Source organism: Xanthomonas bonasiae (assembly GCF_014836395.1).
Lineage (GTDB): Bacteria > Pseudomonadota > Gammaproteobacteria > Xanthomonadales > Xanthomonadaceae > Xanthomonas_A > Xanthomonas_A bonasiae.
In genome coordinates, this window is sequence record NZ_JACSQX010000009.1 from 245,811 (window position 1) to 260,236 (window position 14,426).

Genomic DNA, 14,426 nt, shown 5'->3' on the forward strand with positions numbered 1-14,426 from the left:
CGGAGCGACCAGCCGACGAATTGCCCGAGCGACGGAAAAACGTGCAGCGACTTCAAGGCCCGTGGCTGGGCCGTGGCCGCGGATGTTAGCGCTACCAAGATGGCTGTCACGCTGCAGGGCAACATAAGCCCGCCACGCACCGATACATTCCGGAAAACGTGCGCATGGGTACGGCGGATGCGCGTCGCATCTCGGTGTCGGCATCGCGTTTCGTGCTGCTATGCACGATGGATCGCCTGCGGCGGCGTGCTAATGATAGCGCTACCAAACGGCGGCGACCGCCGCGCCCTGTGGGGATCGAAGCGTATGCACCGAACTGGGAACAGCGCAGATTGCGTGCTGCATCGCAATATCCGACAGCTGCACAGAAGCGGCGCCGCATGTCGCTGCCGACCTTCGCGACGCACTGCGCGCATCCAGGCCGCCATGCCGGTGCCGCGGACATGATGCCCTCGCCCGGCGCCGATGCGACCGACACCGCCGACACCGCCACCGGCTCGCGTCTGGGGCGCATGCGCTGGCGCATCTGCGCGCTGCTGCTCGCCGCCACCACCATCAACTACATCGACCGCCAGGTGCTCGGCGTGCTGGCGCCGTTCCTGCAGGTGCAGATCGGCTGGAACGAGATCGAATACGGCTACATCGTCACCGCTTTCCAGGCCGCCTACGCGCTGGGCCTGCTGTGCAGCGGCGCGGTGATCGACCGCTTCGGCACGCGCGCCGGCTACGCGCTGGCGATCGGCATCTGGAGCCTGGCGGCGATGAGCCATGCGCTGGCCACCAGCGTCGTCGGCTTCGCGATCGCGCGCTTCTTCCTGGGCCTGGGCGAATCGGGCAACTTCCCGGCGGCGATCAAGACCGTGGCCGAATGGTTTCCGCGGCGCGAGCGTGCGCTGGCCACCGGCATCTTCAATTCCGGCTCCAACATCGGCGCCATCGTCGCCCCGCTGCTGGTACCGGTGATCGCCAGCACCTGGGGCTGGCAGTCGGCGTTCCTGTTCACCGGCGCGCTCAGCGCCACCTGGCTGGCGGTGTGGTGGCTGAACTATCGCGCGCCGGAGCAGCAGCCGCGCCTGAGCGCGGCGGAACTGGCGCATATCCGCAGCGATCCGCCCGAACCCGTGCAACGGCTGAGCTGGGCGCAGGTGCTGCGCCACCGCCAGGCCTGGGCGTTCGTGGTGGCGAAGTTCGTCACCGATCCGATCTGGTGGTTCTTCCTGTTCTGGCTGCCCAAGTTCCTGCATGCCGAGTACGGGCTGAGCCTGCTGCAGCTCGGCGCGCCGCTGATCGTGATCTTCGTGCTCGCCGACGTCGGCAGCATCACCGGCGGCTGGATCGCCGGGCGCTTCATCGCGCGCGGCTGGAGCGTCAACCGCGCGCGCAAGACCGCGATGCTGATCTGCGCGCTGGCGGTGGTGCCGATCGTGTTCGCCGCGCGCGCCGACAACCTGTGGCTGGCGGTGGGGCTGATCGGCCTGGCCACCGCCGCGCACCAGGGCTGGTCGGCGAACCTGTTCACCCTGCCCTCGGACATGTTCCCGCGCCACGCGGTGGCCACCGTGGTCGGCATCGGCGGCTTCGCCGGCGCGGTCGGCGGCATGCTGATCGCCACCTTCATCGGCTTCCTGCTCGAGGCCACCGGCAGTTACGTGCCGGTGTTCCTGATGGCCGGCTCGGCCTACCTGCTGGCGCTGGCGCTGGTGCAGTGGCTGGCACCGCGCCTGCAGCCGGCGCAGTTGCAAGACCATGCCTGACCGGGCTTGCCTGGTGCAGGCCGGGAAGCGCAGACGTGCGGGCGTGCCCGCGTCCATCCCGACAGCGTTCCACCCCTGCTCCCCACCCATCGAGACGCCATGATGAAAACGATCGCTTCGCTTTTGTTGTCGCTGTTGCTGGCCGTTTCCGCCGCGGCCGGCGCCGCGCCGCTGGCCGCCGGCAAGCAGCGCTTCCTGGGCAGTGCCTACAGCCCATCGCAGGCGCAGGACTTCACCCGGTACTGGAACAAGGTCACGCCCGAGAACGCCGGCAAATGGGGCAGCGTGGAAGCGGTGCGCGGACGCATGGACTGGAGCGCGCTCGATGACGCCTACAACCTGGCCAAGCGCAACAACATGCCGTTCCAGATGCACGTGCTGATCTGGGGCAGCCAACAGCCGCTGTGGATGCGGACGCTGCCGCCGACGGAGCAGCGCGCCGCGATCGAGCAGTGGTTCGCCGCGGTGGCGCAGCGCTATCCGGACATCGACCTGCTGGAGGTGGCCAACGAAACCCTGCCGGGCCACAATCAGCCCGACGACAGGAAGGACGACAGCGGCAACTACCTGCAGGCGCTGGGCGGCGCCGGCAGCACCGGCTGGGATTGGGTGCTGCAGTCGTTCCGTCTGGCGCGGCGCCATTTCCCCCATGCCAAGCTGATGATCAACGACTACGGCATCACCAACAGTGCCGACGCCACGCGCCAGTACCTGCAGGTCATCCAGCTGCTGCAGCGCGAACGGCTGATCGATGCGATCGGCCTGCAGCAACATGCCTTCGAGACGCGGGCGGACGTGCCGGTCTCGGTCCACCGCGCCAACCTCGACACGCTGGCCGCGACCGGCCTGCCGATCTACGTCACCGAACTCGACCTGGACGGGCCCACCGATGCGCAGCAACTGGCCGACTACCAGCGCGTGTTCCCGCTGTTCTGGGAGCACCCGAGCGTGCGCGGCGTGACCCTGTGGGGCTTCCGCCGCGGCCTGTGGCGCGACAAGGAAGGCGCCTACCTGATCCGCGACGACGGCAGCGAGCGCCCGGCGCTGGCGTGGCTGCGCGGCTACGTGGCGAGCAAGCCGTAGCGCCAAGCGCGCTGCTTCCGACCATCATCCCTCCACGACCCGCCTGCCGACCATGACCCTGTCCTCCCCCGCCCTGTCCCTGCATCCCGACCGCCTGCTGCCGCCGGAGCCGGGCCTGCGCGCGATCGCGCGCCGCCTGTACGCGCAGGTCGCCGCGCTGCCGATCGTCAGCCCCCACGGGCACACCGATCCGGCCTGGTTCGCCGAGGATGCGCCGTTCGCCAACGCCACCGAACTGCTGCTGGTGCCCGACCACTACGTGTTCCGCATGCTCTACAGCCAGGGCGTGGACCTGGACGCGCTGGGCATCCCGCGCGCCGACGGCAGCCGCGCCGCGGTGGATCCGCGCGCGGCCTGGCGCGTGTTCGCCGAGCGCTTCCAGCTGCTGCGCGGCACGCCCTCGGCACTATGGTTGAACCATGTCTTCCACGAGGTGTTCGGCCTGCGCGTGCGCCTGGACGCGGCCAGCGCCGACCTGTACTACGACCGCATCGGCGAGGCGTTGCAGACCGCGGCGTTCCGGCCGCGCGCGCTGTTCGACCGCTTCGGCATCGAGGTGATCGCCACCACCGAATCGCCGCTGGATCCGCTGCAGCACCACGCCACGATCCGTGCCAGCGGCTGGGGCGGACGGGTGATCACCGCCTACCGCCCCGACGCGGTGATCGATCCGGAACACGAGCAGTTCCCCGATGCGTTGCACCGTTTCGGCGAGCTGACCGGCGAGGACGTGTACGCCTGGGACGGCTACCTGCGCGCGCACCGCCAGCGCCGCGCGTTCTTCGCACAGATGGGCGCCACCTCCACCGACCATGGCCACCCCAGCGCGGCCACCGCCGACCTGCCCGCGGCCGAGGCCGCGCGGCTGTTCGCGCGGGTGCGCGGCGGCGGTGCCAGCGCCGCGGACGCGGAGCTGTTCCGCGCGCAGATGCTGACCGAGATGGCGGCGATGAGCGTGGACGACGGCCTGGTGATGCAGCTGCATCCGGGCTGCTTCCGCAACCACAACCGCCGCATGTTCGCGCGCTACGGCCGCGACAAGGGCGCCGACCTGCCGCTGCGCACCGACTACGTGCATGCGCTCAAGCCGCTGCTGGACCGCTTCGGCAACACGCCGGGCTTCACCCTGATCCTGTTCACCCTGGACGAGAGCACCTACGCGCGCGAACTGGCGCCGCTGGCCGGGCACTATCCGGCGCTGCTGCTCGGCCCGGCGTGGTGGTTCCACGACGCGCCGGAAGGCATGTGGCGCTTTCGCGAGCAGACCCTGGCCAGCGCCGGTTTCTACAACACGGTCGGCTTCAACGACGACACCCGCGCGTTCCTGTCGATCCCGGCGCGGCACGATGTCGCCCGCCGCGTCGATTGCGCATTCCTGGCCAACCTTGTGGCCGAGCATCGCCTCGACGAGGACGAAGCGGCCGAGGTCGCGCTGGACCTGGCGTATCGGTTGCCGAAGCGGGCCTACAGGCTGTGACAGCGGGTGCCGCCTGCGGCGCCGCGTCGGCGCGCGAACGTGCGCACACCGTCGTGGCGACGCCCAGGCGCGCGCTGCAACGTGCGCTCGCACCGTTGCTGGTGCTGGCCATGCTTGCCGCCGGCCGCGTCGACGCGGCGCCGGCGCCGCAGTCGCCGCCCCCGCGCGAGCGGCTGTCGCTCGATACCGATTGGCGCTTCCATCGCGGCGACGCGCCCGGCGTCGGCGACACGCTGGACTACGACGTGCGCCCGGACATCGCGCGCAGCGCCGACGGCAAGGTCGCCGATGCCCGCCCCGACGCCGCAGAGCGTGTCGTGCCGCGCACGCGGCCAGTGCTCAAGCCGTGGATTCTGCCCACCGGCAACGCCTTCATCGCCGACCCGGCGCAGCGCCACCCGCGCCCGCCCGGCGACCCGGGCAGCGACGTGGCCTTCGTGCGCGCCGACTTCGACGACAGCGCGTGGACGCGCGTGGACCTGCCGCACGACTGGGCGATCGCCGGGCCGTTCCTGAAGGACGGGCCGTACGGCGGCATGGGCCGGCTGCCGAGCTGGGGCGTGGGCTGGTACCGCAAGCGCCTGGACATTCCCGCCAGCGACCGCGGCCGCGCGGTGTTCCTCGACATCGATGGCGCGATGTCCTACGCCACGGTCTGGCTCAACGGCCGCCTGGTCGGCGGCTGGCCGTACGGCTACAGCTCCTGGCGCGTGGACCTGACCCCGTACCTGGTGCCCGGCGGCAGCAACCAGCTGGCGATCCGCCTGGACAACCCGCCCGAATCGGCGCGCTGGTATCCCGGCGGCGGCCTGTACCGCAGCGTGTGGCTGAGCAAGACCGCGCCGGTGCATGTCGGCCAATGGGGCACCCAGGTCAGCACGCCGCAGGTATCGGCGCAGGCAGCGACGGTGCGCGTGGCGGTGACGCTGGACAACAGCAGCGACGCGGCAGCGCAGGTGCAGGCCAGTACCGCGATCTATGCGCTCGATGCCGAGGGCCGCCGGCAAGGCGCGGCGGTGGCGCGGATCGCCGCGGCCAGCACCCGCATCGCCGCGCGCGCCAGCGCCACGCTCGACGGCAGCGCACGCATCGCCAAACCACGGTTATGGGGTCCGCCGCCGACGCAGCGACCGCACCGCTACGTCGCGATCACCGAGGTGACGCAGGACGGCCGCGTGGTCGATCGCTACGAAACCCCGTTCGGCGTGCGCACGCTGCGCTGGGATCCGGACCGCGGCCTGCTGGTCAACGGCGAACACGTGCCGATCCGCGGCGTCAACAATCACCACGACCTCGGCGCGCTCGGCGCCGCGTTCAACCTGCGCGCCGCCGAGCGCCAGCTGCAACTGCTGCAGGGGATGGGCGCCAACGCGATCCGCATGAGCCACAACCCGCCCGCGCCGGAACTGCTGGAACTGACCGACCGCATGGGCCTGCTGGTGGTCGACGAACTCTTCGACAGCTGGGAAATGAAGAAGACCCCGCTGGATTTCCATCTGGTGTTTCGCGATTGGCACGAACCGGACCTGCGCGCGCTGCTGCGCCGCGACCGCAATCATCCGTCGGTGATCCTGTGGAGCGTGGGCAACGAAGTCGGCGAGCAATACACCGGCGAAGCAGGCGCGGCGATCGCGCAGCGCCTGCAGGCCATCGTGCACGAGGAAGATCCCACCCGCCTGGCCACCGCGGCGATGAACTACGCCGCGGCGGACATGCCGCTGCCCGCGGTGCTGGACGTGATCGGCCTCAACTACCAGGGCGAAGGCATCCGCGACACGCCGGAGTTCGCGGGCACCGAGCGCATCCGCAAGCCGCCGCAATATCCGCTGTTCCATGCGCGCTTCCCGCACAAGCCGATCTTCAGCAGCGAGACCGCCTCGGCGCTGAGCAGCCGTGGCGTGTACCTGTTCCCGGTCACCGCGGAGAGCAGCGCGCCGGTACGCGACGGCCGCGGTGGCGATGCGGTGGCGCACCAGGTCAGCGCCTACGAACTGCACGCGGTGGATTTCGGTGCCAGCGCCGACAAGGTGTTCGCTTCGCTCGACACGCACCCGTTCGTCGCCGGCGAATTCGTCTGGACCGGCTTCGACTACCTCGGCGAACCGACCCCCTACTACTCCTCGCGCAGTTCCTACTCCGGCATCTTCGACCTGGCCGGCTTTCCCAAGGACCGCTACTGGCTGTACCAGGCCCGCTGGCGCCCCGAGCTGCCGATCGCGCACCTGCTGCCGCACTGGACCTGGCCGGGCCGCGAGGGCCAGGTCACGCCGGTGCACGTGTTCACCTCCGGCGACGAGGCCGAACTGTTCGTCAACGGCGTCTCGCAGGGGCGCAAGAAGAAGGCGCCGCTGCAGTACCGGCTGCGCTGGGACGAGGTGGTCTACGCGCCGGGCGAACTGCGCGTGCAGGCCTACAAGGACGGCAAGCCCTGGGCCAGCGAGCGCGTGCGCACCGCCGGCCCGGCCGCGAGGCTGCAGGCCACGCCCGACCGCACCACGCTTGACAGCGACGGCCGCGACCTGGCCTTCGTGACCGTGCGCCTGCTCGACCGCGACGGGAATCCCGCGCCCACGGCCGGCGACCGGCTGCGCTTCCGCGTCGAGGGCCCGGGCGAACTCGTCGCCACCGACAACGGCGATCCCACCGACCTGGAGTCGTTCGCGGCGCCCACACGCAATGCGTTCAACGGCCTGGCGCTGGCGATCGTGCGCGCCCTGCCGGGTGAGAGCGGCACCATCACCCTGCACGTCGAATCGGACACGTTGCAGGCCGCGCACACGCAACTGCGGGTGCAGCCATGAACGACGCGCCCGTCGGCACGCAGGCGCCGCCTGCACGTCGCTGCACGCGCACCACGCTTCCGCGTGCCCCCCACGCTCGAACAAGGACCGCCGCCATGCCCGCATTGCGCAAGACACGCGTCGCGACCCTGCTGTTGGCCTGCCTGCTCGGCACGGCGGCAGCGGGCGCCGCCGACCGACCTGCCGCCGCGTCGCGCACGCCGAACGCCGCGGCAGACGGCCGCGGCCTCAAGGACGCCTATGCCGGCGCGTTCCTGATCGGCACCGCGGTCAACGCCGACATCGTCTCCGGCAAGGACGCCGCCTCCGCCGCGCTGGTGCCGCGGCAGTTCAACGCGATCACTGCCGAGAACGCGATGAAGGCCGAAGTGGTCAATCCGCGCCCGGGCGTCTTCGACTTCGCCGCCGCCGATGCCTTCGTCGACTACGGCCGCCGCCACGGCATGTTCGTGGTCGGCCATACCCTGGTCTGGCACAACCAGACCCCGGACTGGTTCTTCGTCGACGCGCAGGGCAAGCCCAACGGCCGCGACGCGCAACTCGAACGCATGCGCGCGCACATCCAGGCGGTGGCCGGGCGCTATGTCGGCAAGGTGCAGGCCTGGGACGTGGTCAACGAGGTGATCGACGAGGACGGCAGCTACCGCAACACCAAGTGGGTGGAGCGCGTCGGCGACGGCGACGAACTGGTGCGGCAGGCGTTCCGCTTCGCCGCGCAGTACGCGCCGGATGCGCAGTTGTACTACAACGATTTCAACGCCTGGCGCCCGGAAAAGCGCGACGGCATCGTGCGCATGGTGAAGATGCTGCAGCGCGCCGGCATCCGCATCGACGGCGTCGGCATGCAGGGCCACTGGGGCCTGGACTACCCCAGCCAGCACGACATCGAAGCGGCGATCGACGCCTACGCCGCGCTCGGGGTCAAGGTGATGATCACCGAACTGGATGTGGACGTGCTGCCGCTGACCAAGGAAGGCCAGGTGATCGGCACCGGGATGGCGCACAAGCAGTTCCAGCTGCCCGAGTTCAAGCGCTACCTCGATCCGTACCGCGACGGCCTGCCGGCGGACGTGCAGGTGCAGCTGCGCGATCGCTACGCCGAACTGTTCCAGCTGTTCTGGCGCAAGCGCGACAAGCTGGCGCGGGTCAGCATGTGGGGCGTGGACGACGGCATGTCGTGGAAGAACGACTACCCGGTGCCGGGGCGCCGCAACTATCCGTTGCTGTTCGACCGCGAACGCAAGCCCAAGCCTGCGTTCGACGCGGTGCTGGCCGTGCCGGCGCAGGCGCGGTAGCGCGCCCGACCGACGCATCCGCAACCGCCGCGGCACGCCCTGGCCTTTTTGCCAGGCAGCCAGCCCCATCGCTGCGAAGGCCGGCGCGCGTACCGACGCGCCGGCGCCGGCTCAGCGCGTCAACACCTGCGGCGCCTGGGCCTGGGTCTGCGCTTGCGTGGCCTGTTCCTGCGCCTGCACCGTGCGCTGGGTCTGCGCCTGCTGCGCGGTCTGCTCCTGCAGCTGCTGGTAGGTCTCCTGCGCCGGCCGCGCGATCGCCTCACTGGTCGTCATGTGCGCGCGGTTGGCGTAAGGATCGGGCGACGCCGTGGCACCGTCGCGGTACACGAACGCCAGCTCGCCGCCCTGGTGCGCGCCGGTGGGCCGGTTGAAGCCCACCGACAGCTGGTCACGCTCGCTGAAACCGCTCTGCCTGGCCAGCAGGGTCAGGCTGGCGGTCATGCGTTCGCTGTTATCGTCCCAGCCCTTGCCCAACGCCTGCTCGGCCTGGGCCACGCCGCCGCGCACCTTGTCGTGCAAGGCCCGGTCCGCGCCGGTCGGCTCGGCCGCGGGCGCGGCGGCACGCGGTGCCGGCGGCGTCGCACCGGTGTCGCGGAAACCGTTCGGTATCCACTCCGGCGGCACCTTGCCCTGATCGATGCCCAGCGCCTTCAGATCGGCGCGCACTTCCGGCTGCACGCGCTTGGGATCGCGCAACTGCGCGGCATCCTCGGCCTCGGCGACCAGGCCCAGATCGCGCGCACCGTAGTTCTGCGGATAGCCGCGCGCGTCGTAGAACAGCTTGCCCATCGCCTCGACGTTCTTCGGCGCGTTCGCGTCGATCTTCAGGTCGTTGCCGAAGGTCAGCCCGTCCTTGGCCTTGTAGGTCGCCTTGGCGCCCTCGCCATCCTTGTCGATGTAGTTGGCCATCTCCGTGCTGGCGTTGTACAGGTCCTTCAGCGTCGCCTTAGGATTGCTGTGCTTGACGTAATCGGCCAGCGTGTTGATTCCGGCGATCTCGTCCTTGGACTCGCGCGTGCGCTCCTCCGCGCCATGCGCTTTCAGTGCCGCGGTGTAGTCGTGCGGCGAAGGCGACCTGGCGATCTCGTCGATCTTGTCCTTGAACGCGGCATCGGACTTGTCGATCGCCGCCTTGTTGATCGCATGGCCGATCTCGTGGCCGAGGATGATCCGCGCGGTATTGGCCGAATCGTCGCGCGGCGCGTCCATCTTGGCGGTACGCAGCACGTCCATCGGCAACAGGATCTCGCCGGTGCCCGGCCGGTACGCGCCGCCGCCGTCGCGCGGATGCGGCCCGAACCCGGACAGCTGCTTCTGCTCGATCGCCTGCTCCACCCGCGCCTTCAGCTCGGGCGTGTTGTCCAGCATCTTGCGCAGCGCCTGGCCTTCCTTGGCGTGCGTCGCCTCGAACGTGTCCACCATCTTCTTCAGGTCATCGTCGGTCGCCATCACCCATCTCCTTATGCGGTGGCCAGGATCTGCAGCAGCGACACGCAGGCCTGCGCATCATCCGCGCCGGCAGCGTCGCCGACGAACGCGTACACCACCACGGCGCCGCGTTCGAAATGCCAGCGGCCGGGGCTGCCCAGGCGCGGCGGCGCGATCCACTGCGCGGCGAAACCGGCCTCGGTCAACGCCTGCTTGTACGCACCGAGCGGCTGCGTGCAGCGCGCCGGCGCAGCGGATGCCGGTGCGAAGGCGAAGTCCAGCCGCGACGGCGGCTCTCCATCGGCATCGGCGACCGACTCCAGCGCATAGCGCCCGCCGCCGGCGACCGGGCCGGACGCGCTGAACGCATGCGCGGTGTCGCCGGCCTCCACCTGCAGGCCCGCATGCGTGGCGACCTGCGCCGGGGTCAGGTCCTGCTTGCCGCCGATCGCCAGGATCAGCCGCACTACGCCTTGTGCCAGTTGCTCTGGCGTCATCTCCGACATGGCCCGCTCCTTTGTAGTGGGAATCGATGAAGGTGGGGGTTGCGCACCGGCGCAGGCGGCCAGCAGCGCCGCCGCCAGCAGGGCAGTGCCGCGCTGCACGAGCCGGCGCCCAGCGCGCGGCGGTGGGCGGATGTCGCCGGGGGAAACAGAGTCCATGGTGCGCCTCTCCTTTGAACGCCTGTCGCGCGTGTCCGCGGCCAGGCATGTTGCCGGCGATTGTAGCCATCGCGTCGGCGCGCTGCAGCCCGCACGGGCGCGCCACCTTGGCCGCGAGCATACGCAGCCGTGCGGGCGCGCGGAGGTGAAGAGCACGCGCCCGGCAGATGGCATCATCGCCCCACACCACCCAGGAATCCTCCGATGCGATTGCCGACCCGCGTCCTGCTCGCCGCCTCCGTGCTGGCGTTGCTCGCCTGCTGTGCGAAGAGCCAGCCGCCCGCGCCGCGCTTCCCCGTGATCGGCCATGTCACCGCGTTCGACCCCGCGTTCAGCGACACGGTAGCGGCGGACGCGCGCATCGAACGCATCGCCGAAGGCTTCACCTGGTCGGAAGGCCCGGCCTGGGTCCGCGACGGCGGCTACCTGCTGTTCAACGACGTGCCGCAGAACACCATGTACCGCTGGTCCGAGCGCGACGGCCTGTCGGTGTTCCTCAAGCCGTCCGGCTACGCCGGCCCGCCGCTGGACGTCTTGCGCGAGGCTGGCGCCAACGGCATGCACGCCGAGCCATCCGGCAGCGTGCTGCTCGCCGATTCGGGTACGCGCGCCGTGGCCCGGCTCGATCCGGCCACGCGGCGCAAGACGATCCTGGCCAGCGCTTACGACGGCCACCGCCTCAACAGCCCCAACGACCTGATCCAGCGCAGCGACGGCGTGGTGTTCTTCACCGACCCGCCGTACGGCCTGAAGGACGGGGACAACTCCCCGGTCAAGGAACTGCGCTTCAACGGCGTCTATCGCCTGGACACCGACGGCAGCGTGCACCTGCTCGACGACAGCCTGAGCCTGCCCAACGGCATCGCCCTGTCGCCCGACGAACGCACCCTGTACGTGGCCAACTCCGATCCGGCGCGGCCGATCTGGACCGCGTACGCGCTCGACGCGCGCGGCGAAGTCACCGGCAAGCGCCTCTTCGCCGATGCGTCCGACATCGTCGGCGACGCCAACCCCGGCCTGCCGGACGGCATCGCCGTGGCCAGCGACGGCCGCCTGTTCGCCACCGGCCCCGGCGGCGTGCTCGTGTTCGCACCCGACGGCCGCCGCCTGGGCCGCATCGAAACCGGCGGCCCCGTCGCCAACTGCGCCTTCGGCGACGACGGCCGCACCCTGTACATGACCTCGCACAAGATTTTGGCGCGGGTGCGGGTGAAGGCGACGGGGCTGGGGTTTGCGCCGTAGGGCGGCGCGGATGCATCCGTTCGACGCTGACGAGTTGCGTGCCAAAAAGCCAGACGAAAGAGATTCAAGGCACGAAAAGATTCCTACCATCGCCTGGCTCCAAAACGCTGATTCGGCCGGATATTCATCGATCGCCGAAGGTGCGTTTGAGCGAATGGCACTATCGCGATGCAATGGAGCATTCGCGCCAGCGCCGCTGCACGACTCGACCAGACTCAGGGCTTAGGCACATGCTCTTCGGCAATCCCGACACCTTCGCGCTAGAAGCCATTGTCGAACCTGGCCCTGACTTCCCCTCCTTTCTCGGGGCTAATGTCACAGGAAGATTCCGGCTCTTTTTCGACAGGCTTGAAGTTGGCCTGTTCTCGGAGCCTTGTTGCGTCTTGGGAACATTGAGCGGGCACTTGATGGACAAGTGCGCAAGCAGCAATGCGCTCTGGCATCCATCGCTTGCGGGCAAGACGCCCGATGCCTGGTTCAAGCTCCTGGACGACGCGCTTTACCGTGTTGGACCTCCAGAGCAGCAAGATGCCTACCATTGCATGGATTTCCTGACCAACGTCTCCGAAGCATTGAACAACGTCAAAGGCTTCCTGCTCGCCCCTCCCGGTCGGACGTTGCATGCGCTCTTGCAGCTGCCGGGATCCGACGTCGTTCACCACAAGACCGTTCCATTGCCCGAGTTCTGCGCTGTTTCATCCCAGTTCTCGTCATGGCTGGGAGAACAAGAATGCCGGCGCGTGGAAAGCAACTGACCACTCGCTACTCTTGCCCGATCCGATCCAACGCGGCCAGCACATCGCCCGACAAGGACAGCTCCGCCGCCGCCAGGTTCTCCCGCAGATGCACAACCGACGAGGTGCCCGGGATCAGCAGGATGTTCGGCGCACGCGCCAGCAGCCAGGCCAGCGCCACCTGCATCGGTGTCACGCCAAGTTCCTGCGCAATGGACGACAGCGCGTCGGACTGCAACGGAGAGAAACCGCCGAGCGGGAAGAACGGCACGTAAGCGATACCGTCGCGGCCTAGCGCATCGATCAGCGCATCGTCGGCGCGGTGCGCCAGGTTGTAGTGGTTCTGCACGCACACCACCTTGGCGATGCCCCGCGCTTCCTGCACCTGCGCGGCCGTGGCGTTGCTGATGCCCAGATGCCGGATCAGCCCGCGCTGCTGCAGCTCGGCGAGCGCGCTGAACTGCGCTTCGATCGAACCCTCGCTGGGCTTGTACGCATCCAGCATCACCCGCAGGTTGACCACGTCCAGGACCTCCACGCCAAGGTTGCGCAGATTGTCGTGCACCGCCTGGGTCAGCTCGGCGGGACTTTGCGCCGGCAGCCAGGAGGCGTCGTCGCCACGCACGGCACCGACCTTGGTGACGATGGTCAGCTGCTGCGGATACGGATGCAGTGCCTCGCGGATCAGCTGGTTGGTGATGTGCGGCCCGTAGAAGTCGCTGGTGTCGATGTGATCCACGCCCGCGGCCACCGCCTCGCGCAGCACCGCCAGCGCGGCGTCGCGGTCCTTGGGCGGCCCGAACACGCCCGGCCCGGCCAGCTGCATCGCGCCGTAGCCGATGCGGGTCACCGTGCGGTCGCCGAGGGAAAAGGTGCCAGCTGTCGAAAGCTTGCTCATGACTGCCTCCAGAAGGGGTGGGCCGAAGCCCGGATGAGGCCTGCACTGTAGGCCGCGCGTCGATGCGCGATAATCCGGCCGAATCGGCACGGGCTGTGCGGGATCTCGAACAATGACCACCGACCTGCAAGACCTCTTCGCCTTCCTGGCGGTGCTGCGCGGCGGCGGCTTCCGCGAAGGCGCGCGGCTCAGCGGCAGCTCCGCCTCCAGCCTGAGCGAGGCCGTGCGGCGCCTGGAAACCCGCCTCGGCGTGCGCCTGTTCAATCGCACCACCCGCAGCGTGCTGCCGACCGAGGCCGGCGCGCGCCTGGCCGAACGCCTGATCCCCGCCCTCGGCGAAGTGGAAGCCGCGTTGGACGTGGTCAACGGCTTCCGCGACCGCCCCAGCGGCACCCTGCGCCTCAATGTGCCGGGCGCCGCCGCGCGCCTGGTGCTGCCGGCGATCGTCACCCCGTTCCTGAAGGCCTATCCGGAGATCAGGCTGGAAGTGATCGTGGAAGACAGCTTCGTCGACATGCTGGCGGCCGGCTGCGATGCCGGCATCCGCTACGACGAGCGGCTGGAGCAGGACATGATCGCCGTGCCGATCGGCCCGCGCGTGCAGCGCTTCGCCACCGCCGCCGCGCCCGACTACCTCGCCGCGCACGGCCACCCGCAACACCCCCGCGACCTGCTCACGCACGCCTGCCTGCGCGGCCAGTTCGCCAGCGGCGCCATCCCGGCGTGGGAATTCGAACGCAACGGCGAAGTCGTGCTGGTCGAGCCGACCGGCCCGTTGCTGGTACGCCTCGGCGCCGCGGTGGACCTGGCCATCGACGCCGCCGTCGGCGGCCTGGGCGTGATCCACCTGTTCGAAGACTGGCTACGCCCGCACCTGGACAGCGGCGCACTGGAGCCGGTGCTGGAACCCTGGTGGCAGCGCTTCAGCGGCCCGTTCCTGTACTACCCCGGACGCCGCCACCTGCCCGCGCCGCTACGCGCGTTCGTGGATTTCATCCGGACGCCGTGAGCGCGGTGCAGGTGGCGATGCTCACTGCTTCCTGCTCCCTGTA

General features: G+C 69.7%; 11 protein-coding genes. 8 read left to right on the top strand and 3 right to left on the bottom strand.

The genetic code is table 11. The features are described 5' to 3' along the window. Positions 1-446 precede the first annotated feature (446 nt). The 5 genes from H9658_RS16105 (at position 447) to H9658_RS16125 (ending at position 8,410) form a co-directional block, all read left to right on the top strand. Complete coding sequence (locus tag H9658_RS16105) at positions 447-1,754, top strand: MFS transporter (RefSeq protein ID WP_191826149.1); 1,308 nt, start codon at positions 447-449, stop codon at positions 1,752-1,754. A 99-nt stretch (positions 1,755-1,853) separates the two neighbouring features. Next, positions 1,854-2,837 carry an endo-1,4-beta-xylanase gene (locus tag H9658_RS16110; protein WP_225210031.1) on the top strand — a complete coding sequence of 328 codons (984 nt, stop codon included), beginning with the start codon at positions 1,854-1,856 and terminating at the stop codon, positions 2,835-2,837. Between the two features lie 58 nt (positions 2,838-2,895). Beyond that, positions 2,896-4,314 (top strand): glucuronate isomerase, encoded by a 1,419-nt coding sequence (uxaC, locus tag H9658_RS16115; RefSeq protein WP_191826150.1) that lies wholly within the window; start codon positions 2,896-2,898, stop codon positions 4,312-4,314. A gap of 110 nt (positions 4,315-4,424) precedes the next feature. Then, a complete protein-coding gene (galB, locus tag H9658_RS16120) occupies positions 4,425-7,115 on the top strand; it encodes a beta-galactosidase GalB (RefSeq protein WP_191826151.1) in 2,691 nt (896 codons plus the stop codon). Positions 7,116-7,210: 95 nt separating this feature from the next. Further along, positions 7,211-8,410: an endo-1,4-beta-xylanase gene (locus tag H9658_RS16125; protein WP_191826108.1), complete on the top strand. Its 1,200-nt coding sequence runs from the start codon at positions 7,211-7,213 to the stop codon at positions 8,408-8,410. Positions 8,411-8,521: 111 nt separating this feature from the next. Here H9658_RS16125 and H9658_RS16130 read toward each other — a convergent pair whose 3' ends face one another. Together H9658_RS16130 and H9658_RS16135 are read right to left on the bottom strand one after the other, a co-directional pair. Beyond that, positions 8,522-9,859: an XVIPCD domain-containing protein gene (locus H9658_RS16130; protein WP_191826109.1), complete on the bottom strand. Its 1,338-nt coding sequence runs from the start codon at positions 9,857-9,859 to the stop codon at positions 8,522-8,524. Positions 9,860-9,870: 11 nt separating this feature from the next. After that, the gene (locus H9658_RS16135) at positions 9,871-10,344 is read right to left on the bottom strand and encodes a hypothetical protein (protein WP_225210032.1); all 474 of its coding nucleotides are present in this window, start codon (positions 10,342-10,344) and stop codon (positions 9,871-9,873) included. A gap of 360 nt (positions 10,345-10,704) precedes the next feature. On the opposite strand from H9658_RS16135, the gene H9658_RS16140 reads away from it, so the two are divergent. Together H9658_RS16140 and H9658_RS16145 are read left to right on the top strand one after the other, a co-directional pair. After that, positions 10,705-11,742 (top strand): SMP-30/gluconolactonase/LRE family protein, encoded by a 1,038-nt coding sequence (locus H9658_RS16140; RefSeq protein WP_191826111.1) that lies wholly within the window; start codon positions 10,705-10,707, stop codon positions 11,740-11,742. 230 nt (positions 11,743-11,972) lie between these two features. Then, positions 11,973-12,497: a hypothetical protein gene (locus tag H9658_RS16145; protein WP_191826112.1), complete on the top strand. Its 525-nt coding sequence runs from the start codon at positions 11,973-11,975 to the stop codon at positions 12,495-12,497. Positions 12,498-12,504: 7 nt separating this feature from the next. Here the strand turns inward: H9658_RS16145 and H9658_RS16150 are convergent, their stop codons facing one another. Beyond that, entirely contained in the window at positions 12,505-13,374 is an 870-nt protein-coding gene (locus tag H9658_RS16150; protein ID WP_191826113.1) for an aldo/keto reductase family oxidoreductase, read from the bottom strand. A 112-nt stretch (positions 13,375-13,486) separates the two neighbouring features. Between H9658_RS16150 and H9658_RS16155 the strand changes: the two genes are divergently transcribed. Next, positions 13,487-14,383 carry a LysR family transcriptional regulator gene (locus H9658_RS16155; protein ID WP_191826114.1) on the top strand — a complete coding sequence of 299 codons (897 nt, stop codon included), beginning with the start codon at positions 13,487-13,489 and terminating at the stop codon, positions 14,381-14,383. Positions 14,384-14,426 lie beyond the last annotated feature (43 nt).